Annotated in this window: 23 protein-coding genes; 12 read left to right on the top strand and 11 right to left on the bottom strand. The window is 75.2% G+C overall.

The features are described 5' to 3' along the window. Positions 1-68: 68 nt before the first annotated feature. The 5 genes from C7M71_RS01500 to C7M71_RS01480 all read right to left on the bottom strand — a co-directional run bounded on the left by C7M71_RS01500 (position 69) and on the right by C7M71_RS01480 (position 5,280). Positions 69-1,460: a CoA transferase gene (locus C7M71_RS01500; protein ID WP_229758465.1), complete on the bottom strand. Its 1,392-nt coding sequence runs from the start codon at positions 1,458-1,460 to the stop codon at positions 69-71. After that, positions 1,457-2,245: an enoyl-CoA hydratase-related protein gene (locus tag C7M71_RS01495; RefSeq protein WP_111494187.1), complete on the bottom strand. Its 789-nt coding sequence runs from the start codon at positions 2,243-2,245 to the stop codon at positions 1,457-1,459. Before C7M71_RS01495 ends, C7M71_RS01500 begins: the two co-directional genes overlap by 4 nt. Positions 2,246-2,306: 61 nt before the next feature. Beyond that, on the bottom strand, positions 2,307-3,443 hold the full coding sequence (locus C7M71_RS01490) for an MFS transporter (protein WP_111494193.1): 1,137 nt from the start codon (positions 3,441-3,443) through the stop codon (positions 2,307-2,309). A 148-nt stretch (positions 3,444-3,591) separates the two neighbouring features. Next, on the bottom strand, positions 3,592-4,647 hold the full coding sequence (locus C7M71_RS01485) for a PP2C family protein-serine/threonine phosphatase (protein ID WP_229758464.1): 1,056 nt from the start codon (positions 4,645-4,647) through the stop codon (positions 3,592-3,594). Between the two features lie 99 nt (positions 4,648-4,746). Beyond that, a complete protein-coding gene (locus C7M71_RS01480; protein WP_111494191.1) occupies positions 4,747-5,280 on the bottom strand; it encodes a ferritin-like domain-containing protein in 534 nt (177 codons plus the stop codon). Positions 5,281-5,559: 279 nt separating this feature from the next. On the opposite strand from C7M71_RS01480, the gene C7M71_RS01475 reads away from it, so the two are divergent. After that, positions 5,560-6,849: an ATP-binding protein gene (locus C7M71_RS01475; protein ID WP_229758463.1), complete on the top strand. Its 1,290-nt coding sequence runs from the start codon at positions 5,560-5,562 to the stop codon at positions 6,847-6,849. A 16-nt stretch (positions 6,850-6,865) separates the two neighbouring features. Here the strand turns inward: C7M71_RS01475 and C7M71_RS31280 are convergent, their stop codons facing one another. Continuing rightward, positions 6,866-7,048 (bottom strand): hypothetical protein, encoded by a 183-nt coding sequence (locus tag C7M71_RS31280; RefSeq protein WP_229758462.1) that lies wholly within the window; start codon positions 7,046-7,048, stop codon positions 6,866-6,868. Between the two features lie 792 nt (positions 7,049-7,840). Here C7M71_RS31280 and C7M71_RS01465 point away from each other — a divergent pair. Continuing rightward, positions 7,841-8,839, top strand: coding sequence for a dihydroxyacetone kinase subunit DhaK (locus C7M71_RS01465; RefSeq protein ID WP_111495539.1), 999 nt, complete (start codon positions 7,841-7,843; stop codon positions 8,837-8,839). Between the two features lie 14 nt (positions 8,840-8,853). Next, a complete protein-coding gene (gene dhaL, locus C7M71_RS01460) occupies positions 8,854-9,525 on the top strand; it encodes a dihydroxyacetone kinase subunit DhaL (protein WP_114914126.1) in 672 nt (223 codons plus the stop codon). 33 nt (positions 9,526-9,558) lie between these two features. On the opposite strand, the gene C7M71_RS01455 is transcribed toward dhaL, so the two are convergent. Next, positions 9,559-10,251 (bottom strand): HAD family hydrolase, encoded by a 693-nt coding sequence (locus C7M71_RS01455; RefSeq protein ID WP_111493967.1) that lies wholly within the window; start codon positions 10,249-10,251, stop codon positions 9,559-9,561. 286 nt (positions 10,252-10,537) lie between these two features. Then, a complete protein-coding gene (locus C7M71_RS01450) occupies positions 10,538-11,476 on the bottom strand; it encodes a ScbA/BarX family gamma-butyrolactone biosynthesis protein (protein ID WP_111493969.1) in 939 nt (312 codons plus the stop codon). Positions 11,477-11,589: 113 nt separating this feature from the next. On the opposite strand from C7M71_RS01450, the gene C7M71_RS01445 reads away from it, so the two are divergent. The 9 genes from C7M71_RS01445 to C7M71_RS01405 all read left to right on the top strand — a co-directional run bounded on the left by C7M71_RS01445 (position 11,590) and on the right by C7M71_RS01405 (position 20,631). Further along, complete coding sequence (locus tag C7M71_RS01445; RefSeq protein WP_111493971.1) at positions 11,590-12,243, top strand: ScbR family autoregulator-binding transcription factor; 654 nt, start codon at positions 11,590-11,592, stop codon at positions 12,241-12,243. Positions 12,244-12,392: 149 nt separating this feature from the next. Beyond that, complete coding sequence (locus tag C7M71_RS32430) at positions 12,393-14,069, top strand: purple acid phosphatase family protein (RefSeq protein WP_265737636.1); 1,677 nt, start codon at positions 12,393-12,395, stop codon at positions 14,067-14,069. Further along, entirely contained in the window at positions 14,069-15,247 is a 1,179-nt protein-coding gene (gene wecB / locus C7M71_RS01435; RefSeq protein ID WP_111493975.1) for a non-hydrolyzing UDP-N-acetylglucosamine 2-epimerase, read from the top strand. Before C7M71_RS32430 ends, wecB begins: the two co-directional genes overlap by 1 nt. Beyond that, the gene (locus C7M71_RS01430) at positions 15,244-15,975 is read left to right on the top strand and encodes a PIG-L deacetylase family protein (protein ID WP_111493977.1); all 732 of its coding nucleotides are present in this window, start codon (positions 15,244-15,246) and stop codon (positions 15,973-15,975) included. Before wecB ends, C7M71_RS01430 begins: the two co-directional genes overlap by 4 nt. A gap of 1 nt (position 15,976) precedes the next feature. Continuing rightward, positions 15,977-16,672 (top strand): HAD family hydrolase, encoded by a 696-nt coding sequence (locus C7M71_RS01425; protein ID WP_111493979.1) that lies wholly within the window; start codon positions 15,977-15,979, stop codon positions 16,670-16,672. Continuing rightward, positions 16,669-18,090, top strand: a complete 1,422-nt coding sequence (locus tag C7M71_RS01420; protein WP_162824099.1) for a glycosyltransferase — start codon at positions 16,669-16,671, stop codon at positions 18,088-18,090. The genes C7M71_RS01425 and C7M71_RS01420 overlap by 4 nt, the downstream gene beginning before the upstream one ends. Beyond that, complete coding sequence (locus C7M71_RS01415) at positions 18,087-18,725, top strand: hypothetical protein (protein WP_111493815.1); 639 nt, start codon at positions 18,087-18,089, stop codon at positions 18,723-18,725. Before C7M71_RS01420 ends, C7M71_RS01415 begins: the two co-directional genes overlap by 4 nt. Then, on the top strand, positions 18,718-19,698 hold the full coding sequence (locus tag C7M71_RS01410; protein WP_111493817.1) for an ATP-grasp domain-containing protein: 981 nt from the start codon (positions 18,718-18,720) through the stop codon (positions 19,696-19,698). The genes C7M71_RS01415 and C7M71_RS01410 overlap by 8 nt, the downstream gene beginning before the upstream one ends. Positions 19,699-19,761: 63 nt before the next feature. After that, positions 19,762-20,631 (top strand): class II glutamine amidotransferase, encoded by an 870-nt coding sequence (locus C7M71_RS01405; protein WP_111493819.1) that lies wholly within the window; start codon positions 19,762-19,764, stop codon positions 20,629-20,631. Positions 20,632-20,649: 18 nt separating this feature from the next. Here the strand turns inward: C7M71_RS01405 and C7M71_RS01400 are convergent, their stop codons facing one another. From C7M71_RS01400 to C7M71_RS01395, 3 genes are all read right to left on the bottom strand, one after another. After that, the gene (locus C7M71_RS01400; protein WP_229759028.1) at positions 20,650-20,826 is read right to left on the bottom strand and encodes a hypothetical protein; all 177 of its coding nucleotides are present in this window, start codon (positions 20,824-20,826) and stop codon (positions 20,650-20,652) included. A 44-nt stretch (positions 20,827-20,870) separates the two neighbouring features. Continuing rightward, complete coding sequence (locus C7M71_RS30445; protein WP_162824098.1) at positions 20,871-21,062, bottom strand: hypothetical protein; 192 nt, start codon at positions 21,060-21,062, stop codon at positions 20,871-20,873. Between the two features lie 89 nt (positions 21,063-21,151). Then, entirely contained in the window at positions 21,152-22,345 is a 1,194-nt protein-coding gene (locus tag C7M71_RS01395; RefSeq protein ID WP_111493823.1) for an SDR family oxidoreductase, read from the bottom strand. Positions 22,346-22,486: the final 141 nt, after the last annotated feature.

Genomic DNA, 22,486 nt, shown 5'->3' with positions numbered 1-22,486 from the left:
GGCGGAGGGGCGGCCTTGTGCGGGGCGGCCGGTCAGGTGGACGGGGTGCGGACGTGCGGGGCGGCCGGTCAGGTGGGCGGGGTGCGGACGCGCGGGGCGGCGGTCGGCAGGCCGATGGGTGACAGTCCGTCAGGTCCCAGCCGCAGGGCGGCCAGGCAGACCTCGCGCATGGCCACATCGGCCAGCAGTCCGCCGCCGCCCAGCACGCCCGCCAGCGCGGCGACGGCCGCGTGCAGCCCGGTCAGCGGGTCGGCGATTGCGTCGCCGCACGGCACCGGCCCCTGTGCGTCGCGGGCCACCAGCCCGGCCGCGGCGGCCACATCGTCGCCGAACCCCGGCCGGTCCGCCCAGGGGCCGGTGCGGCCGTACGCGGTGATGGAGACCCAGGTGAGACCGGGGCGTGCGGCCGCCAGCCGGTACGGGTCGATGCCCAGCTGGGCCAGTGCCCGGGGTCGGGACGCCTCGATCACCACATCCGCGCGGGCCAGCAGCGCCCGCAGCTCGGCGCGGCCCTCCTCGGTGGTGAAGTCGTATGCCACCGAGGCGTGCCCGGCGTGCAGCAGCTCATAGAAGGCGGGGGTGCCACGGCGGGCGCCGTCCGGGCGGCGGGTGCTCTCCACCTTGACGATGCGCATTCCGGCCGACCCCAACAGGTGCGCGCAGAGCGGCCCCGCCCACAGCGACGACAGGTCGGCGACCAGGGGTCGTTCGGGTACCGGCCCGGGGTCGCCCAGCCGGTCGAACCGGAAGGGCCCCGGCTCGGCTGTGCCCCAGCGGGCGGTCAGCTGTTCGTCGCGGTCCCCGGGCCGGGCGACCGCCGCCGCCGGGATGCCGAGCAGCTGGGCGCGGTCGCGGGCCTGCCCGGCGGGGGTGCGGGCCGCCCAGCGGGCGGCGGTCTCCCAGGGGTCGTCGGCGGGGGACGGGTCCTCGGTGAGGGCGGGCAGCAGATCGAGGTCGTCGGGGCGGGCCAGGCTCAGCCCGAGGGTGCCGTCGGCGGCGCGCAGCAGCCGGAAGGCGCCCCCGGCGGAGGACGGCCCGCGCCGGGAGAGCCCGGCCAGGGCGGCGCGTTCGGCTAGCACCCCCGGGCCCGGGAGCGCGTCGGCCGCTGCGACGTGCCCGGCGTGGCGGAGCAGGGCCTCGAAGGCCAGCAGTGCTCCGCGCGCCGCCGACGCGGGTGCACCGGGCGCGGGCAGCGGTGGTCCGTCCGGGCGGCCGGTGAGCGCCATGGCGCCGCTGGCGGCCCAGTCGTCGTCGGGGTGGCGGGGGCGCACCCGGACGGCGCCCGGCAGCTGCCCGGTGGCGTCGAACAGCAGCTGTGCAGCAGCCGGGTCGGCGGTGTGGCGCGCGCCGAGGCGGAGCAGCAGGTCCCGCGCGTGCGCCAGCCCCGGGTCGCGGCCGACCGCAGCCACCGTCAGCGTGTGCAGGGGGCCGGGGCCAGGGGGACCGGGCGGGACGGTCATCGGCCGGTCCACCGGGGCGGGCGCTTCTCCAGGAAGGCGGCGATGCCCTCCTGGTGGTCCTGGGAGGCCAGGACGGCGTCGGTGGCGTCGCGGGTGGCCTGCCAGCCCAGGTCGTCGGCGGCGGAGAGCCAGCGGTCCACGGCGGCCAGGCTCTCCTGGACGGCGGTCGGCGCGTTGGCGCAGATCCGCTCCGCCAGGGCCAGGGCTTCGGCCAGGGCGCCGCCCTCCTCGGTCAGCCGGTTCACCAGTCCGGCGGCGTGGCCGCGTACGGCGTCGATCGGGTCGCCGGTGAGGATCAGTTCGCGGGCCAGGTTGACGGGCAGGGCGCGGGGGCCGCGGAAGAGGCCCGCGCAGGTGGCGACCAGGCCGAGGCGGACCTCGGGCAGGCCGAAGCGGGCGGTGGTGGCGGCGACCACCAGGTCGCAGGCGAGGACCAGTTCCAGACCGCCGCCGAGCGCCGGGCCCTCGACGGCGGCGATCAGCGGCTTGCGCCGCCGCCGCCGGATCAGCCCGTACTCGCCGCCGCGCTCGGTGGTGTAGTCGCCGAGGGAGGCGAGGTCGCTGCCGGCGCTGAAGACGCCGCCGGAACCGGTCAGCACCCCGGCCCAGAGCTCCGGGTCGTCCTCCAGCAGGTTGAACGCCTCGTCCAGTGCGTCGGCCAGCTGCCGGTCGACCGCGTTGCGCTTCTGCTCCCGGCACATCCGGACCACCAGCACCCGCCCGTGGCGCTCGGTGCGCACCAGGGGCGGCCCGGCGTGCGGGGGTCGCGGTTCGGGCTGGGTCATGGCATCGACCTCCGGTCGCCGTGGGCGGCGTGAGTTGCGCCCGGTACGGGGCCCACCCACGCTATCCCGCGCCGGTCTCAGCCTCCCCTGCCGGCCGCAGCAGCAGCCGCAGCGCGGTGGCCCCGGCGAGCAGCGCCACACAGGCGCTGAAGACCAGGCCCGCCGAGCGCAGTCCGGCGACCACGGCCAGCGCCCCCACGCCCACCACGGGGATCGAGATGGCGACATAGAGCACCACGAACAGCGCCGAGGTGACCTCAGCGCGCTGGTCGGGCGGACTCTGCTCGCCGACCACGGTCACCCCGGCGCGGAACGACAGCCCCTGCCCGGCCCCCGAGACCACCGCGCCCAGGACCAGCAGCGCCAGGACCGAGGTGGCCAGCGAGGCGATGATGGCGGCCATGCCCGCCGCCAGCACCGCGCATCCCCAGATCAGCGCCCGGTGCACACCGAAGGCGGGCATCAGCAACTGGCCGGCGGTCGACGCCGCGAAGACGGCGCAGACCACCGCCCCGGAGGCGGCGAGGTTGTCCACCCCCTCCACCTGGTGCAGAAAGCTCGGCGCCACCGAGGTGAAGAGGCCCAGCATCGCGAACCCCGCGAACCCGGCGGCGGCTGCCGGTACGAAGGTGGAGCGGATGGCCGGAGGCACCCGCAGCCGCCGTGGCCGCAGCGGCACCGTCTGCCCGGCCTGTACGGTCTCGGGGATCAGCAGCACCCCGACGACGGCCACCGCCACCAGCGCCAGGTTGACGAAGAAGACCAGGCGCAGCGGCTGCGGCGCGTACTGGGCCAGGATCCCGGCGAGCAGCGGTCCGCTGCCCAGTCCGCCCATGTTGGCGACGGTGGCGAGGAGCATGGCGGCGTTGCGGCGCGGCTCCGGGGCGAGTTCGACGACCGCCACCGTGGCGGTGCCGGTGAAGAGCCCCGCCGAGAGCCCGGAGAGCACACGGCCGGTGAAGAGCGCGGGCAGCCCGCCCTCCAGCAGGAAGCAGACGGCGCTGAGCGCGGCCAGCACCAGCCCGGCAAGCAGCACCGGGCGCCTGCCGAGACCGTCCGACAGCCGGCCGAAGAGCAGCAGGGCGGCGATGACGCCTGCGGCGTACACGGCGAAGATCACCGTGATCATCAGGTCGGAGAAACCCAGCTGCTTCTGGTAGAGGCCGTACAGCGGGGCGAGCAGGGTCGTGCCGGACATGGCGACCGCGAACGCATAGGCGGCCACCAGAAAGGCCCAGCGGCCTCCGGCGCCATGGCGCCCGGTGCGGGCGCGGTGCTGCTGCTCGGTCGGTTCGGTGCTCAACGGTGCTCCTTCTGCGGCGGCCGTTTCCGTGGCGGCCGTCCGCTCAGGTCGGGCACAGGGCGAGGATCGCCATGTCGTCCTGCTGCCTCCCGCCGGTCCAGGCGGCCACCTCGCTGGCGAGCGTGTCCACCAGATCGCGGCTCTGCGGGAAGGTGCGGTGGGCCAGCCCGATGCGGGGGTCGTAGAAGACGCCGTACCGGTTGCGGGCCTCGGTGACCCCGTCGGTCACCAGCAGCACACAGCACCCCGGGTCGAACGGGAAGGTGTCGCAGGTCTCCGGGCCGTCGCCCTCGGGCAGCCCCATGCCCAGCGGCAGGCGGGACGAGGTGGGCTCCAGGCACGTCACCCTCCCGTCGCGGATCAGATAGGGAGCGGGGTGCCCCCGGCTGAGCAGGTGCAGTACGCCTCCCTCGTCGGGGATCTGGACGAAGACGGCGGTGGCGAAACTCTCCAGGGCGTCCGGGCCCTCGTCCCCGTCGGCGGTGAACCGCTCCAGCACGCCGTCCAGCCGCCGGGCCAGCTCCTCCAGCGTCGGCGCCTGTACGGCCGCCTCGCGGAAGGCGCCGACCACGGCCGCCATCGTGGACACCGCGGGCAGCCCCTTGCCGCGTACGTCCCCGACCACGGCCCGGACGCCGTACGGGGTGGCCTGCACCGCGTAGAAGTCCCCGCCGATCAGGGCCTCCGCATGGGCGCACTCATAGCGGCAGGCGATCGAGAGGGACCCCAGCCGGGGCGGCGGCGACGGCAGTACCGCACGCTGGGTGGCCTCGGCGATGTCCTGCACCACCGCGAGGCGGCGGCTCTGCCGGTGCACCGCCCGGTTCAGCCAGAGGGCGATCCCGCCGATCAGCGCCACGTCCAGCAGGTCCACCAGCAGCGCCGGGGCCGGTCGGCCCACCAGCAGGTCCACGGCCACCGATGCCACGCAGACGGCGACTGCGGTGAACGCGGCGGTCCGGAACGGGAAGACCATGCAGGCCGTGAGCGGGGCGGCGGCCAGCAGCGGCAGCCCGGTGTAGGGCTCCGGGCCGAGCAGGTCCGCCGCCACTCCGCCGACGATGAGCAGCACCGGTACCGCACCGACCAGCGGCCCCACCCGGCCGCCGCCCGGGCCCGTACGGCGGGCCCGGCGCCCCGGCGGGTGCGACGCCCCTGCCCGGGGTGTGGACCCGCCGGTGTCGGCGTCCGGCGGCACTCAGAGGCCGAGCAGGTCGATGAGGTCGTCGGCGTGCTCCTCTTCCTCCTCCAGGATCGACTCCATCAGCCGGCGGGTGGTGGGGTCCTGCTCGCCCAGCCAGCGGATGATCTCCTGGTAGGAGGAGATCACGATCCGTTCGGCCAGCAGGTTGTTCTCCAGCATGGCCTTGAGGTCGTTGTCGGCCGGGGCGGTGTAGTCGGTGTGGGCACGCTGGACGAGCGTCGCCGGGTCGAAGTCGGGGTTGCCGCCGAGCTGGGAGACCCGCTCGGCCGCCCGCACGGCGTGGTTCATCTCCTCGGCGGCGTGCTCGGTGAACTCGGCCGACACCTGGGCGCGGTCGATACCGGTGGCCGAGATCGCATGGCGGGTGTACCGCAGCCAGCACACCACCTCGGTGGCGACCACGTCGTTGAGGATGCCGATGACCCGGTTCTTGTCGAGGCCGTAGGTGCCGGTGACCGGCCCGGCTGCCATCTTCTGCCGGGCCTCGTCGCGGATCCTGGTGACGTCCAGGACGAAGGTGTCGCTCATGGGATGTCCGTTTCCTCAGGGGGGCGCGTCTGTGCGGCTCCATGCCTTCCCGGCCGCACCCGGCCGGTCCCGGGCCGGGCACCGGGATCACCGGTTTGCCACGGCCGGTCGCCGCTCGGCAGCGGCTCGGCAGCGGCTGGGCAGCGGCTGGGCAGCGGCTCGGTTGCCGCTCGTCAGCCCGGTGGCGGGTGGAATGGTGCCGGAGCGCCGAGTGCGGCAGGCTGGACGGGGGATCTCCGAGCACCGGGAAGGCCATGCGGCCGGGACGGAAGCGAGGCGGTGGTCGCGGTGTCGGCATGGCGGTTCCGGGACTTTCACGACGGAGACCTGGACCAGGCGATCCAGGTGTGGGACCAGAGTCGGCAGACCGACGACCGGTTCCCGGTGTTCCCCGTGTCGGAGGTGATGGCCGCCGCCCGCTCCGGGCAGCCCGCCGTGGTGGCGGTGGTGGGCGAGGAACTGGTGGGCATGGCGGTGGCGCAGGTCCAGGGGGAGCGGGCCTGGGTACTGCTGGTGGCGCTGGCGGCGCGGTGGCGTCACCGGGGGATCGGCAGCGCCCTGCTCGTCGAGCTGGAGCGGCGGCTGCGGGAGCTGGGGGTGCGCCGGATCAGCGCACTGCTGCCGGAGTCCGCCACCGGGGCCAAGGCGCTGGAGAACTCCGGCTACGGGTCCAGGGGAGGGCTGACCTACTTCGAGAAGCTGGAGCACCTCGGGCCGGCCGACGCCGGTCTGCTCGCCGAACTGGGCGGCCGGGTGATGCCCGCCGGACTCTGGGAGGCGCTGGCCGGGATGGAGCAGGAGAAGCGGGTCGTGGAGCGGCGGGTGGTACTGCCGCTGGCCCGACCGGACCTGGCCGACCGGCACGGGGTGGTGCCGCCGAAGGCGGTGATCCTCTTCGGCCCGCCGGGCACCGGCAAGACCAGCTTCGCCAAGGCGGTGGCCTCCCGGCTGGGATGGCCCTTCGTGGAGCTGTTCCCCTCCCGGCTGGCGGCGTCCACCGGAGGCGGTCTGGCGGCCTCGCTACGCGAGGTCTTCGCCGATCTGGCCGGGCTGGAGTCGGTGCTGCTCTTCATCGACGAGGTGGAGGAGATCGCCGGAGTCCGGTCCGGTCAGGCCGTCGACCCGGCGCGCGGGGTGACCAATGAACTGCTCAAGCTGATCCCCGGCTTCCGGGAGCACGAGGGCCGGCTGCTGATCTGCGCCACCAACTCGGTGCGGTCGCTGGACTCGGCCTTTCTGCGGCCGGGCCGGTTCGACTACGTCATCCCGATCGGGCCGCCGGACCCCGCCGCCCGCGCGGCGGTCTGGGCGCGCTACCTCGGAGCGGCCGCCGCGACCGTCGACATTGCGCGGCTGGTCGCGGCCAGCGAGATGCTGACCCCGGCCGACATCGAGTTCGCCGCCCGCAAGGGCGCCCAGGCGGCCTTTGAGCAGGAGGTCACCGAGGGACGCGGCGAGCCCGCCGGTACCGAGGACTACCTGGCCGCCATCGCCGACACCCGACCCACCCTCACCGACCAGGCGCTCGCCGAGTTCCAGGAGGACATCGAGCGGTACACCCGGCTGTGAGCACGATGGCGTACCGTCAGTCCGCCAACCGGGCCTTCCCGATCTCCTCGCTGGGCCAGTTGCGGGCACAGTCGGCGGAGACCTCCGCGAAGTCCCTGGGGACGTCCTGCGGGGCCTGGATCTCGATCAGGTCCTCGACCGTGAAGCCATGGGACCGCAGCAGCCGCAGCATCTCCCCATGCGGCAGGGCGAACTGCACCGACCGCTCCCAATCCAGCCGGCTCAGGCCGAACTGCGGGCGGAGCAGGGAGTCGGACGCCTGCCCGTCCGGCCGCGCACAGAGCGCGTACAGCGGGGAGAAGCGCAGAAAGACCAGCCGCCCGCCGGGAGCCAGCAGCCGGGCGGCCTCCGGAATCCACCGGTAGGGATCGCACCAGAGCGAGGCGCCGAACTCACTGATCGCCAGATCGAAACTGCCGTCGACCGCCGTCCGGCGGATATCCCCAGGTCGGGGAGACCGGGAACCGCCACGGCTCGGCCCCGGCGGGCTCCGTACAGGCCATCGGCGGCCGGGCCCTGGTCCACACCGGCGACGGCCGAGGCGATGGCGAGGTGGCCGCCCTCCGCCGCGCCCGGGAGATGCTGACCGCCCTGGGCGGCTCCTTCGGCGGCATCGCCACCATGACCGCCGTCGCCCTCGCCATCGGCCGGCGCGCCCGTGAGCAGGCCACCGGAACCCTCCCTGACCCGCCGCCCCGACCCGCCGCGTACGCCCCCGGAGTCCGCGAGGTGCGCGGCGGGCCCGGGGCCTCCCGGGCGCCGGAGCGCTCCTCCCGGGCCCGTCCGCCGGGCCGTCCCCCCGCGCGGAGCAGCCCGGAAGCAGGCCCGGCCGGGTGCCGAGGGGGCCGCCGGGCGGACGGCGGCGCAGTGGCGCGCTCCGGCGCGGGCGCAGACCCGGTTGCCACCGCCCGGTGCTGGGCAGCAGGATGGCTGCACGACAGGTCGGGCGCGGCGGGACCCCTGCGGTCACCGAACCACTGTGGGAGGCTTGATGGCCCAGTACTTCGCCAATGCGCCCGACACGCTGGTGGACGATGCGCTGGCCGGGTTCGCCCGGGCCCACGCCGGGCTGGTGGTGCATGACACCGGGCAGGCGTTCGTCCGGGCCCGGCACGGCTCGCCGACCCGCCGGGTGGGGCTGCTCTCCGGGGGCGGTTCCGGGCACGAGCCCCTGCACATCGGCTTCGTCGGGGCGGGCATGCTGGACGCCGCCTGCCCGGGCCGGGTCTTCGCCTCGCCGCACAACCGGCAGATCTTCGAGGCGTCGCGCGCCGTCGCCCGCCAGGAGGGGGTGCTGCACATCGTGAAGAACTACACCGGAGACCGGATCAACTTCGGCATCGCGGCGGAGCGGCTGGCCCACGCCGGGATCGCCTGCCGCCGGGTGCTGGTGGACGACGACACCGCCTCCGACTCCGACGACATCGCGGCGGGGCGCCGGGGCACCGCGGCGACGGTGCTGGTGGAGAAGGTCCTCGGCGCCGCTGCGGACACCGGCCGGGGGCTGGACGACCTGGCCGAGCTGGGCGCGTCGCTGGCGTCCCGCTGCCGTACGGTCGCGGTCGCGTCCGCCGCGCAGACCGTGCCCACCACCGGTCGGCCCGCCTTCGCGCTGGACCCGGGCCTGGTGGAGTTCGGCGTGGGGATCCACGGTGAGCGGGCCGACCGCTCGCTCCGCCAGGAGCCGCTGGGCGCGCTGGTGGAGCGGATGGCGGCGGCGCTGCTGGACGCGCTGCGCCCACCCCCCGGTACGCCGCTGATAGCCCTGGTCAACGGCCTGGGGGCGGTCACCCTGCTGGAGCTGTACGCCGCCTACAACGAGCTGGCGCGGGTCCTGGAGGGCAGCGGGCTGACGGTGGCCCGCAGCCGGGTCGGCAATCTGGTCACGGCGCTGGACATGAGGGGGTTCTCGCTCTCGCTGCTGCTGGCGGACGAGGAGACGCTCGCCCTGTTCGACGCCCCCGTGCAGACCCCGGTGTGGCAGTGGTAGGCGGGGCGGCCGGGATGGCCGGGCACGGCGGCTTCGACGGGGCGTTCACGGATCGCTGGCTGCGGCGGTTCGCGGCCTCGGCCACCGCCCTGGAGCCGGAGCTGACCGCGCTGGACCAGCAGGTCGGGGACGGCGACTTCGGCATCAACCTCTGCGCGGGGCTGGGCGCCGCCCTGGCGGCCCTGGACCGGCTCCCGCCCGGCGGCGGCCCGGACGCGGCGGCCCCGCTGGCGGCTGCGGCGACCGCCTTCCTGGACGAGGTGGGCGGCACCAGCGGCCCGCTCTTCGGCCTGGTCTTCCAGGAGCTGGCCGCAGCGGCCGGACCGATCCTCACCACCCCCGCGCTGGCGGCGGGCGCGGCGGCCGGACTGGCCGCCGTACAGCGGGTGGGCGAGGCGGAACCGGGGGACAAGACGCTGGTCGACGCACTGGACCCGGCCGTACGGGAGCTGCGCCGGTGCCCGCCGGACACCCTGCCCGACCGGGCACTGCGGGCCGCGTCGGACGGAGCCTGGGAGGGCGTCCGCAGCACCGCGCGGCTGCGGGCGCGGCGGGGCCGGGCCAGCTACCTCGGGGACCGCGCGGTGGGCATCGCCGACCCGGGCGCGGTCGGCGTGGGCCTGCTGTTCGCCTCGGCCGGACGCGAGGTGCCCGCGCTGGCGCCGCTGCTCGGCGGCCCGGCCTGACCCCAGCCGACCGGCCGTCGCCTCCGTGGGCACTCAGCGCGCGGACGGCCGGGGCGTCCGGCTCGCCGCCCAGGCCAGCAGGTCGGGCTCGGCCAGGCTGGGCAGCCACAGGTCCACCAGGCCCGCCACCTCGGCCTCGGGATAGGGGCCGACCCCGAGGACGCGCAGCCCGGCGCGTACGGCGGCCAGGATGCCGCACGGGGAGTCCTCCACCGCCAGGGTGTCGCCCGGGTCGGCGCCGCACCGGCGGGCGGCGGTGAGGTACACATCCGGGTGCGGTTTGGGGAGCGTCCCGTCCTCCGGGACGACGATATGCGCGAAGTGGTCCAGCAGCCCGGCCTGGCCGAGCGAGGACTCCACCACATCGCGCGGGCAGTTGCTGGCGACGGCCAGCGGCGCGAACGCGGCGGTGAGGCGGACCAGCTCGGCCGCCCCCGGCAGGGTGGCCGGGTTGTCGGCGACCAGCTTGCGGAAGTTCTCCAGCAGCTGGTCGGTGATCTCCTGGGCCAGGCCGGGCTGCCCGGCGGTCTCGGCCATCAGGCGTCCGCACTCGGTGTAGTGGACGCCCCTGGCGCGGGCGGTGAAGGCGGCGTCGGGCGCCACCCCGTAGCTGCGGAGCACCAGCTCCCGGGCCTCCTGCCAGTGGTTCTCGGTGTTCATGAGGGTGCCGTCGCAGTCGAAGACGACGGCTGCGGGCGTCCAGGCGTAGATGCGTTCCGTGTTCATGTGCCCTCCATGAGGGTGCGAGGGGGCGAGGGTCGTGGGGGGGCGTTGCGGGGCGATCGGGAGGAGTCCGTACCGGCGGCGGGCCCCATGGGCGGCCGGGCGGGGACGGGGTGGTGGACATGCGCCGAGGGCTTCGGCCGCTCGCGCGGGGGCTGGCGCCGAGGGCCGACTCGGCCGGGCGCAGCCGCAGGGTGCGCCGCCGGTACGGGCGGGGCGACCCGAGAAGATAACGATCGCTACGCTACGTCCGGCCACCAACCGTAGTCAACCGATTGCGGAGAGTTGCTTATCGAGTGCGCGCATAGCGGAGTACGCCCACCGCCGTCGGCGCACCGCCCTGCCTGACCCGGAAGACGCAGCTGCGGTGGTGCACCGTGCACTCCAGCGGGGCGGGCGGCCGGAACTCGGTGATCCGCAGCGCCCTCAGTCGGCAGCCGGTCGGCCGCAGCAGCCGCCCTCCGCTGCGCAGGGCGGCGGCCTGACGCGCCGCCTCCAGCAGGGCCATGCCGGGCACATGGTCGGTGTCATGGTCGAAGTAGTAGGGGTGGCGCGGGTCGGCCGGGTCCACCAGCAGCTGGTCCCCGGCCAGTGCCAGCACCACATCGCGCGGCGACGCCACGGCCAGCCGCCCGGGTTCCGGCCGGACCGGCGGGGTACGGCCGGGCGGCCCGGTCGGGCGGTCGGCTCGCGCGGCGCGCAGGGCGGTGTACTGCCCGGCGTCCAGGAAGCGGGCCCCGCCCTCGGCGGTGGCGAACGGCCTTCCCCCGGCCAGCAGGCGGGTCCGCAGCCGCAGGCCGGAGGGGGTGCCCGCGCCCCCGGCCGGGCGGACGCCGCCGACCTCGATCAGGCAGGTGACCTCGGTGGCGCCGTGCCCGGCCCGGGGCTCCGCCCGGGGGTCGAGGTCGAACGACAGGTCGGTGATCAGCAGATGGGCGTCGGGCGGGACGCCGTAGTACCGCAGCGGCAGGTAGATGCCGAGCTGGCGCAGGGTCTCGGCGATCATCAGCGGGCTGTGGCGGTCGTCCCCGCCGTGCGGGAAGGTCGGGTGCGAACGCGGCCACTGGGCGGCGGCCAGAAAGCGTCCGGGCCCCTGCGGTCGGACGTCCGTGAGGAGGACTTCCGCCACCGAGGTGCGGTGCACCAGCTCCCGGGGGACGGTGCGGGACCAGCTCAGCGGGCGGGGTCGGCGCGACCCCGGACGGCAGAGACCATCCCAACCGTGCATATGCACAGAAGATCCCACTTTTTAGGGAATCGCATGTCCGCGCCCCTTTCGGGGGTCGGGCACCGGCTAGATTCCCCGACGTCAGCGGGCGTACCGGACAAGGGCAGGGACACGTGCAGCAACGGGCGGAGACGACGCGCAGGTCCGTACTGGAAGCGGCGGCCCACCTGTTCGAGGAACGCGGGTACGCCGGTACCAGCATCAGCGACATCAGCGCGCTGTCCGGGCGCACCAGCGGCGCGATCTACTTCCACTACAACGGCAAGGAGAGCCTGGCGCTCGCCGTGGTCGAGGAGCACTTCGCCACCTGGCCGCAGCTGATCGACCGCTATGCGACCGGCTCCGAGCCCGCCCTGGACCGGCTGGTACGGCTCAGCTACGCCGTGGCCGAGGCATTCCGCGACGATGTGGTCGTCCGCGCCGGGGCGCGGCTCTGGGCGGAGCGCAAAGCCATCGACGCGCCCCTGCCCACCCCCTTTGTGGCCTGGCTCGACACCGTCACCGCCCTCCTCCGGCAGGCCCGGTCCGGCGGCGAACTCGCCCCCCATGTCGACCCCGAGGCCGCCGCGCACGGTCTGGTCTGCGCCTTCTTCGGCCTGCACACCGTCTCCGACGCGCTGGACGGGCGCCGGCGGATCACCGACCACCTCGGCCGGCTCTGGCTCTTCCTGCTCCCCGCCCTCCAGGCCCACCCCGCCCCGGCGGCGCTGCTCGCCCGGGTACGGGACGAGGGCCGCGCCGCCGTCCGTGGCGGCGCCCTGGGCTGAGCCCGGCCGGGCGTCTTCACCTGATCTCCACGGTGCGACCCCGATCGGTTCACCTCGCACCACCCTGTCCGACACCACGGCCCCGCAGCCTCTGCATGCAGAGCGGAACGCGTCCGTCCGCTTCCCGAACCACCGAGAAAGGCAGGTCCGTGGACCTTCCCGGTTTCCGGGTATCCCGCCGCCGCCGCGACGAGATGACCATCGCCGAGCAGTACGAGTACTGGCAGGACGTCAAGAAGAGCCTGCCCCGCCGCCGCTTCCTCCAGTTCGGTGCGGCAGGGGCCGCCGCACTCGCCGTGGGACCGACCCTGCTCTCCCAGGCCGCCTACGCCGAGGCGCCCGGCTCGGCCGTGACCCCGTTCGGCCGCCACCTCGCCTTCGGCAACGACCCGAGGAAGCAGATGCGGGTGGCCTGGCAGGTCCCCGCCGCCGTCAAGAACCCCGTCCTGCGGCTCGGCACCTCCGCCGACGACCTCAGCCAGGTCGTCCAGGGCGAACTGCGCAACCTGCACAGCGACTACGGCACCAGCGCCCCGCTCGACCAGTACTACGGCCACGCCGCGCTGGACGGCCTCGCCCCCGGCACCACCTACTACTACGCCATCGGCCATGACGGCCTGGAGGCGGCCGGCGGCCCGGTGAAGAGCTTCACCACCGCGCCGGACGCCGAGGGCGGCGCACTGCGGCCGTTCACCTTCACCGCCATGGGCGACCAGGGCGCCAGCGCCCAGGGCGCACTGGAGAACGCGCAGATCACCGCGCAGAACCCGGTCTTCCACCTGCTCGCGGGCGACATCTGCTACGCGGACTCCAGCGGCTCCGGCAAGCTCACCGACTCCTACAAGCCCAAGGTCTGGGACGACTACCTCACCCAGATCGAGCCGGTCGCCCAGTCGGTGCCGTGGATGGTCGCCACCGGCAACCACGACATGGAGTCCTGGTACTCGCCCAACGGCTACGGCGGCCACGCCCAGCGCCTGGACCTGCCCACCAACGGCCCGTCCAACTGCCCGAGCGTCTACGCCTTCACCTACGGCAATGTCGCGGTGCTCTCGCTGGACGCCAACGACGTCAGCAATGAGATCCCGGCCAACCGCGGCTACTCCGGCGGCAGCCAGACCGCCTGGCTGGACCGGACCCTGGCCGGGCTGCGCGCCGACCCGAAGATCGACTTCATTGTGGTCTTCTTCCACCACTGCGCCTACGCGGTCACCACCAACCACGCCTCGGACGGCGGGGTGCGCTCCGCCTGGACGCCGCTGTTCGACAAGTACACCGTGGACCTGGTGGTCAACGGCCACAACCACATGTACGAGCGGACCGACCCGATCCGCAACGGCAGCGCCACCCGGACCGCCTCGGTCGGCGACACCGTCAGCCCGGTGGAGGACGGCACCACCTATGTGGTCGCGGGCGGCGGCGGCGCCAGCCTCTACAGCCTGCCGGCCAACGGCGCCGAGAGCTACGCCGGCAATGTGCGCGACGTCTCCGGGGTCTCCGGCTACGCCTGGAACGCCTCGGGCGCCAAGGCCACCGAGGCCGTCGACTGGTCGCGGGTCCGCTACCGGGGCCACAACCTGCTCGCGGTGGACGTCAAGCCCGCCGCCCCCGGGCAGACCGCCACCCTCACCGTCCGCGCCGTCTCCGTCGAGGGCGACAAGGCCGGTACCGAGGTGGACCGGCTGACCATCACCCGCAAGACCGCGACCGTGGACACCCCCGCCTTCGGCATGCCCGCCGCGCTCACCGGCGCCGCCCTCGCCGCCGGCGCGGGCTATGTCGCCTGGCAGAAGCACCGCAGCGGCCTGGAGGTCCCGGCCTCCTGATGGAACGCCACCCCGCAGGCCCGCCCGGGAGGAACCTCCCCGGGCGGGCCCTCCGGGCGGTGCTGTTCGCCGGCACCCGCCCCGAGATCGTCAAACTCGCCCCCGTCGCCCGGGCACTGAGCGCCGCCGGCGCGCACACCGAACTGGTCGCCACCGGACAGCACCACGACCACCGGATGGCCGGCGCGTTCTTCGCCGACCTCGGCCTGGCACCGGCCCAGCGCTGGACGCTGGACGGCGACGAGGCAGCCCGCGTCGGCACCCTGCTCACCCGCGCGCTCCGCTACTTCGCCGACCACCGCCCCGATGTCGCCGTGGTCCAGGGCGACACCTGGACGGTGCCGCTGGTCGCCCTGGCCGCCCGCCGCCACGGCATACCCGTCGCCCATGTCGAGGCCGGGCTGCGCTCCCGCAACCCGCTCTCGCCCGAGGAGTGCCACCGCACCGCCGCCGCCGACCTGGCGACCGTGCACCTTGCCCCCACCGAGGGCGCCCGCGCCAATTTGCTGCGCGAGGGCATCCCGGACCACGCGGTCCACCTGGTCGGCAACACCGTCTGCGATGTGCTGCGCACCTCCGGCGTCGCCCCCGTGCCGCCCGCCCGCCGCACCGGCATCCTGGTCACCGCCCACCGCTCCGGCACCGTGGACGCGCCCGACCGGCTCGCCGCGCTGGTCGGCATCGTCCGCGCGCTCGCCGACACCCGGGCGCCGGTGACCTTCCCGCTGCACCCGCGCACCGCCGACCGGCTGGCCGCCACCGGCCTGGCCACCCGGCTGGACCACCCCCGCATCACCCTGCTCGCCCCGCAGCCGCACCGCCGGATGCTGGAGCTGGTCGCCGGCTCCGCCCTGGTCGCCACCGACTCCGGCGGCCTCCAGGAGGAGGCCGGGTGGTTCGGCGTACCCGCCGTGGTGCTGCGCGAGACCACCCCGAGGCCCGAGGGCGTGGCCCTGGGCCAGGCCGTACTGGCCGGTCTCGACCGGGACCGGGCCCTGGCCGCCGCCACCGCGCTGCTCGCCCCCGCAGCGCAGCTGCGGATCGCCGAGATGCCCTGCCCGTACGGCGACGGCCATGCCGCCGAACGCATCGCCGCGCTGCTCACCGACCACCACTCCACCGGCCGACTGCCGCTGCGCGAGCCCGGCCCCCGCACCCCCGAGGAGGCCCCCCGATGAGGATCCTGGCGATCGGCGCCCACCCCGACGACATCGAGCTGGGCTGCGGGGCGACCCTGCTGCGGGCCCGCCGGGCGGGCGCCTCGGTGACCCTGCTGGTGCTGACCGACGGCCGACTCGGCCCCGGCGACCCCGAGCTGCGCGCCCATGAGCAGCGGCAGGCCGCCGACTTCCTGGGCGCCGAGCTGGTCGGCGGCGGCTTCCGGGACGGCGAGCTGGACCACCGGCCGGCGCTGGTCAACCGGATCGAGGAGGTACTGGACGCGGTCCGCCCCGACCTGGTGTTCACCCATGCCCCCGCCGACTCCCACCAGGACCACCGGGCCGCCGCCACCGCCACCGTCGCGGCGGCCAGGACCCTCGCCACCGTGCTGCACTACGAGACCCCCTCCACCCTGGACTTCCAGCCCGTCGTCTTCGGCGACATCACCGGCCTGGTGCCGGAGAAGCTGCGGCTGCTGCGCCACCACCTCTCCCAGGTGATCGGCGGTCGGCGGATCGACCTGGAGGCGCTCTCCGCGCAGGCCCGCTTCCGGGGCTTCCAGGGCCGGGTCACCGAGGCGGAGGGGTTCACCGCCACCCGGGCCCTGCTCGGCCTGGCCGCGCCCGCCTCCCCGGGCGGCCCGGTCGACCGGCCGGTCACCGTCCCCACCCACCGGCCCGCCCCCGACGAAAGCGCAGGCGTCAGCGGCATCGGTGGCATCGGCGGCATCGGCGCGGAGGTCTGAGATGGCCCGGCCCCCACGGGGCGTCCTGCTCGACCTGGACGACACCCTCTACCTCCAGGCCGAGTTCCTGGACCAGGCATGGGACCACGTCGCCGACACCGGTGCCGCCCTCGGGCTGGACCGGGACGCGCTGCGCGCCGCCCTGCACCGGGCCGCCTCGGCCGGCAGCGACCGGGGCGGACTGATCGACGCCGCACTCGCCGAGCTACTGTCCGACCCCGCCCTGGCCTCCGCCCTGGTCGCCGCATTCCGCGCGTTCCGGCCGACCGTGCTCACCCCCTGCCCCGGCGTCCCCGAACGGCTGGCCCGGCTGGCCGAGTCCGTGCCGCTGGTGCTGCTGACCGACGGCAACCCGGCCCAGCAGCGGGCCAAACTCGCCGCCACCGGCCTCGGCGCCGCCCTGAGCGGCGTCATCTGCACCGACGAGGACCAGGGCCGCCGCTCCCGCAAACCGCACCCCTCCGGATTCCGCCGGGCACTGTCCCTGCTCGGCTGCGAACCGCAGGACGCGGTGATGGTCGGCGACCGGCCCGACAAGGACATGGCAGGCGCCACCGCCCTGGGCATCCGCGCCCTGCGGGTGCGCCAGGGGGAGTACCGCGACCGGCCCGACCCCGCCGGGGTCTGGCGTACGGCGGCCGACCCCGCCGAGGCCCTGGACCTGCTGCTCGACCTCTGCGCGGGGGCGGACCGGTGACCCGACCCGCCCACCGCCCGCAGGCGCGGCCCGGCACCGGGCGGCGACGCCGGATACCCGCCGACCCCCCGCCCTGGCAGCCGCGCCCGCGCCCCTCGGGGCGGCCCGCCACGGCACTCCGCCTCGCCGTCGCCGCGCTGCTCGCCGCGGCCCTGGTGCTGCGCCCGGTCGGCGTCCACCGCGTGGCCGTCCTCGCACTGACCGCCGTCTTCGCCTGCTATCTGCTGCGGCACCTGGTCTTCCTGGCCGCCGCGCTGCGCCCCGCCCCGGCCGCACCGCCGCCCCCGCCGGACAGCCCCCCGGACCGGCCGCTCCGGGTCACCGTACTGGTGCCCTGCCACAACGAGGCCAGGGTGGTCGACGGCCTCACCACCGCGCTGGCCGCCCTCGACCACCCCCGGGACCTCCTCCGTGTGGTCTTCGTGGACGACCGCTCCACCGACGGCACCGGCGACCTGCTGGAGCGGGCGGCGGCCGACCGGCCCGGCTGGCAGGTGCTGCGCCGGGCCGCCGACGCCCCCGGCGGCAAGTCCGCCGCGCTCAACGACGCCCTCGCCCTCGCCGACGGCGAGGTGGTGGTGGTCTTCGACGCCGACCACCAGCCGACCCCCGGCTGCCTGCGTGAACTGCTGCGCCCGTTCGCCGACCCGCAGATCGCCGCCGTCCAGGGCCGCTGCGTGGTCCGCAACCCCCGTGACAGCATGGTCGCCCGGCTGGTCGCGGTGGACTACCTCTGCGGCTACCTGGTGAACATGGCGGGCCGCCACCGGGTCTACGGCCTGCCCGCCTACGGCGGCGCCAACTGCGCCGTACGCACCCGCCTGCTGCGCGAGCTGGGCGGCTGGAACGTCGCCTCGGTCACCGAGGACACCGACCTCTCACTGCGGATCTGGCTCAGCGGACACCGCATCGGCTATGCCGAGCAGGCCGTGGACACCGAACTCGCGGTCACCGGGCTGAGCGCCTACTACCGCCAGCGCTACCGCTGGGCCCGGGGCCACCAGCAGGTCTGCCGCGACTACCGGGCCGCCCTGCTGCGCAGCCCCCACCTGCGGCTCGCGGAGAAGGCCGAGGCCGCGCTCTTCCTCTATGTCTTCCATGTGCCGGTGCTCTGCGTCCTGGCGGTGCTGCTGGCCGGGATCGAGGTGGCGGTCCCGGGGCTGCCCGCCGCCGGGCTGCTGTGGCCGATCGCCCCGCTGATGATGGTCGGCCCGGTGCTCGAAGTGGGCGGCGGCCTGATCCGGGCCGGTGCCGGACGCCGCGACGTACTGCCGCTGCTGCTCTTCCCCGCGCTCTTCGCGGTCTCCATGCTGCTCTGCACCCAGGCCCTGCTCGACGCCTGGGCGGGCACCCGCTACGCCTGGGTGAAGACCGAGCGTACGGCCCACGCGCCCAACACCGCTCTGGACGCCGGATGAGCGGCGGCACGGCGGGTGGTGCTGCGACCGGCGGCGCCCGGCCCGCCGCCCAGGTCCGGCAGCGGCATCGGCAGCGGCACCGGCGGCAGCGGCGGCGGATCCGCGCCGGGGCCCCGCTGCTCCGGGTCCTGCTGGTGGTCGCCGTCACCACCGGGCTCGGCTGGTGGGCGGCCGCGCCGGTGACCCACGCGGAGGCTGCGGCCACCGCGTTCCTCGCCCGCAGCACCGGCCTGGAGATGACCCGCGAACTCCCCGGGACCAACCTGGTCCACGGCTTCCACGGCTACCAGCCGTACTTCATCCGGATCACGCCCTCCTGCTCCGCGCTGACGGTGGGCGCCGCCGCCGCCGGGGTCTCCCTCTTCATCCTGGGCGGCACCGGGCGCCAGCGGATCGGCGGCGCGGTGCTGGCCGTCCTGCTGCTGTCGCTGGGCAACCTGGCGCGGCTGGTGGCGGTGGTCTGGGTCGGCCATGGCGCCGGCATCCCCGCCATGGTCACCTTCCATGACTGGGGCGGCACGGTCTTCTCCTACGCACTGCTGCTCGCGGCGGTGCTGCTGCTGATCGCGGTACGGCTGCCGCGCGCCGGGAACCGCCGCAGGGACCGCAAGAACAAGGAATGGAACCATGACTGACACCCCGTCACCACTGCTCGCCGGCCGTCGCGTGCTGGTCACCGGCTGCGGCGGACCGGCCGGCATCGCCGTCCTCACCGAACTGACGGCGCTCGGCGCGGTCCCGGTGGCGGCCGACTGCGACCCGTACGCGGCCGGACTCCACCTGGGCCACCCGACCCGCCTGCTGCCCTCCGCCGACGCCCCCGGCTACCCCGACCGGCTGCTGGACGCGGCCGTTGCCACCGGCTGCGACGCGGTGATCGTCACCGTGACCGAGGAACTGCTGCGGGCCGCCGGCCGCGAAGCGGACTTCGCCGCGCGCGGCGTCGCCGCCTGGTTCCCCGCGCCCCGCACCGTCGCGGACTGCCTGGACAAGTGGGCGTTCGCCCGCCGGATCGAGCAGGCCGCCGTCGCCGGGCCGCGCACCGCCCTCGGCGGCCCCGGCGACCTGCCGGGCCCCTGGATCGTCAAACCCCGCTATGGGCGCGGCTCCCGGGATGTGCACGCGGTGGACGACCCGGCCGACTTCCCCACCCTGCTGCGCCGGGTCCCGCAGCCGCTCGTCCAGACCAGGCTGCCGGGGCGGGAGTTCACCGTGGACTGCCTGATCGGGCGGGACGGCACCGTACTGGGCGCGGTCCCCCGATGGCGCGAGCAGACCCGGGCCGGGATCTCCACCCGGGGCACCACCTTCGCCGACGGCCGGATCGACGTGCTGGTCAAGGAGGTGGCGGCGGCGCTCGGGCTGACCGCCCTCTGCAATGTGCAGGGCTTCCTGGACGAGGACGGCCCGGCCCGGGTGGTCGAGGTCAACCCCCGCCCCTCCGGCGGGCTGCCGCTCTCCCTGGCGGCCGGCGCCGACCTGGTCGGGCAGTTCCTGCGGGGCACCCTCGGCCTGCCGATGGACGCCACCGCGCTGGCCGCCACCCCCGGCGTGACCACCGTGCGCTGGTTCGCGCGGAGCACCGTACGCCGGTCGACCCCCCGCTGACCTGGGGGAGAGGAGCGGCGTCCGCTGAGGTGTACTCCTCCGGCGGGCGGGTACCGGCGGGCCATGTGCCGACTCTTCGCCATGAGCAGCGCCCCGCTCCGGGTGCACGCCACCTTCTGGCTGCTGGAGGCACCGGACAGCCTCAGCGTGCAGAGCCGCCGGGACCCCGACGGCACCGGGCTCGGCTTCTTCGACCCGGCGGGCGAGCCGCAGGTGCACAAGGCACCGATCGCCGCCTACCGGGACCGCGCCTTCGCCCAGGACGCCAGGCAGGCGGAGTCGGCCACCTTCGTCGCCCATGTGCGGTACGCCTCCACCGGAGGGCTCCAGGACCGCAACACCCACCCGTTCCTCCAGCAGGGGCGGCTCTTCGCCCACAACGGCGTCATCGAGGGCCTGGACAGGCTGGAGGACCATCTGGGCGACGACCTCTCCCTGGTGCACGGGGAGACCGACTCGGAGCGCTTCTTCGCGCTCATCACCCGGGAGACGCGGGAACACGGCGGCGACGTCGCCGCAGGCATCGAACACGCCGCCCGCTGGGTCGCCGAGAACCTGCCGGTCTTCGCCCTCAACCTGGTCCTGATCACCCCCGGCGACCTGTGGGCGCTGCGCTACCCCGACACCCATGAGCTGTATGTGCTGGAGCGCGGGGCGGGCGGCCGGCACGGAGACCGGCACCTGGACCACTGCGGCACCGGAGGACGGCTGCGGGTCCACTCCCAGGACCTGGCGCGGGCCCCCGCCGTCGTGGTCGCCAGCGAGCGGCTGGACGACCACCCGGACTGGCGGCTGCTGCGCCCGGGTGAACTCCTCCACGTCGGCCCCGGCCTGCACCCCGCCACCCGGATCGTGCTGCCGCACCCGCCCGCCCACCGCCTGACCCTGGCCGACCTGCGCCCCCAGGCCGCCGCCTCCCAGTCCGCCGTCTGAGCGACGGCCCCGGACCGGTCACCACTCCGGCCTGGCAAGGTGGTCGGCGCTGCCCCCGCGCCACTCGACCATGAAGAGGCTGGCGTCGTCGCTGGTGGTCCCGCCCCGCTCCCGCATCAGGGCATGCGAGAGGGCCCGTACCATCTGCTGCACCCCAGCGGTGGCGGGCCCGACGCGCTCGATGGAGTCGATCAGGCGTTGCTCGCCGAACTGCTCGCCGCCGGTCAGGTGCTCCTCGATCAGGCCGTCGGTATGTCGGCGACCAGACCAGCGAGCCGCCGCAGCAGCCGGCGGTCGTCGTCACCCATGGTGTCAAGGGTCAGGGCCATCACCCCGACCTCGTCGCTGCCGTCCAGCAGCGGCAGGTACACCCGGATGCCGTCCCCCTGCGGGCACTCGACCGCGGACTCGGTGGGCCCTGCTCGCGACACCGGCAGCGGCGCCGGATGCCGAAGCCGACGCCGAAGCCGAAGCCGACGCCGACCTTCGGGGCATGTCCGGGACAACGGAACGCCGTGGATCACCCTGCCGATGCCGAGCGGGCACCGGCCGGAGGTCGCGGGAGAGGTACCGGCTGCACCGCCGACGCCACAGCGGCCGTGCAGCCCAGCGCCCGGGCGAGATAGGGGCCGTCCACGGGCTGCGGGTCGGGCAGGTCGCCGACGTCCCGCAGCAGGTTGCCGCGGTCATAGGTCCGGCGCTGCGCCAGAAAGGCCAGCAGGCTCCCCAGGTGCAGGGCGAAGAGGGCCTCATAGGGGTCGGGAGCCGGGACGGTCGGCACCATGGTCAGGGTGATCCCGGGGTAGCGCGCCTCGAACGCGTACTTGGCCGCCGCGAAGCCGGTGTTCTGCGGGTGGGTGATGTGCACGGTCCGTACACCGGGACCCGTACGGGCGGCGGCGACCCGGACCGCGGCCCGGGCGGCGTAGTCCACCGGCACCATGTTGATACCGCCCCCGGGATCGCCCTGGATACGGAAGTGCATACCGCTGCCATGGGCGTCGCCGCCGCCCAGCAGACGCGCCAGGGTCTCGTCGCCGGCGGCCTTCTGGCGCAGCGCCGCGCCGATCAGCCGGGCCAGCACGCCGAGCGACTGGTCGGGCAGCCCGTCGGGGATGCGCCGGTCGTCCACCAGCAGGCTGGGCCGCAGCACGGTAGCGGTGCGGCCGGTGCGCGCCGCCCAGGCGTGGACCAGCCGCTCGGCCGTGTACTTGGTCTCCTCGTACGAGGTCCGGAACCCGTACTCCTCGGTCAGGTCGCTCTCCAGGACGTGCCCGGTGCGGCGCCCGCCGGCGACATAGGCGGTACTGATATGCACCACCCGCGCCCCCGGTGCCTCCCCGGCCAACTCCAGGATCCGGCGGGTACCGGCGACATTGGCCTTGAACAGGGGAGCCGGGTCGCCCTGGAGGGCCAGCCGCGCCGCGCAGTGCCAGAGCGTGGTGCAGCCCTCGGTGACGGCCGCGCGGTCGCGCCCCCGCAGGCCCAGCCGGTGCCTGGTGAGGTCCGCGGTGACGTACCGCAGGCGGCCGAACCCGCCGCCGGCGGGCGGCGGACCGCCCAGCCAGGTGACGGCGGCCTCGACCCGGCCGCGCAGCTCCTGGGGGGTGCCGCGACCCAGGACCGTGATGGTCTCCTCGGAATCCTCGGCGAGCAGTTCGCGCAGGATGCGGCTCCCGAGAAACCCGGTCGCGCCGGTGAACAGCACAGCCATGGCAGGCTCCTGACGTGAGGCATGAGGGCGGAGTGGGGGGATGGTGCGTCCCGAGGAGACCACGTCGGCCTGAGCCCGCGCCGGAGCCCATGCGCCGCGTCCGGTCCATGCCCCGCCCGTACACGGCGCGGTGTCATCGCA

This window comes from Peterkaempfera bronchialis, from assembly GCF_003258605.2.
GTDB lineage: Bacteria > Actinomycetota > Actinomycetes > Streptomycetales > Streptomycetaceae > Peterkaempfera > Peterkaempfera bronchialis.
The sequence above is the reverse complement of the archived record's forward strand: the minus strand, read 5'-3'. Positions and strand labels throughout refer to the sequence as shown.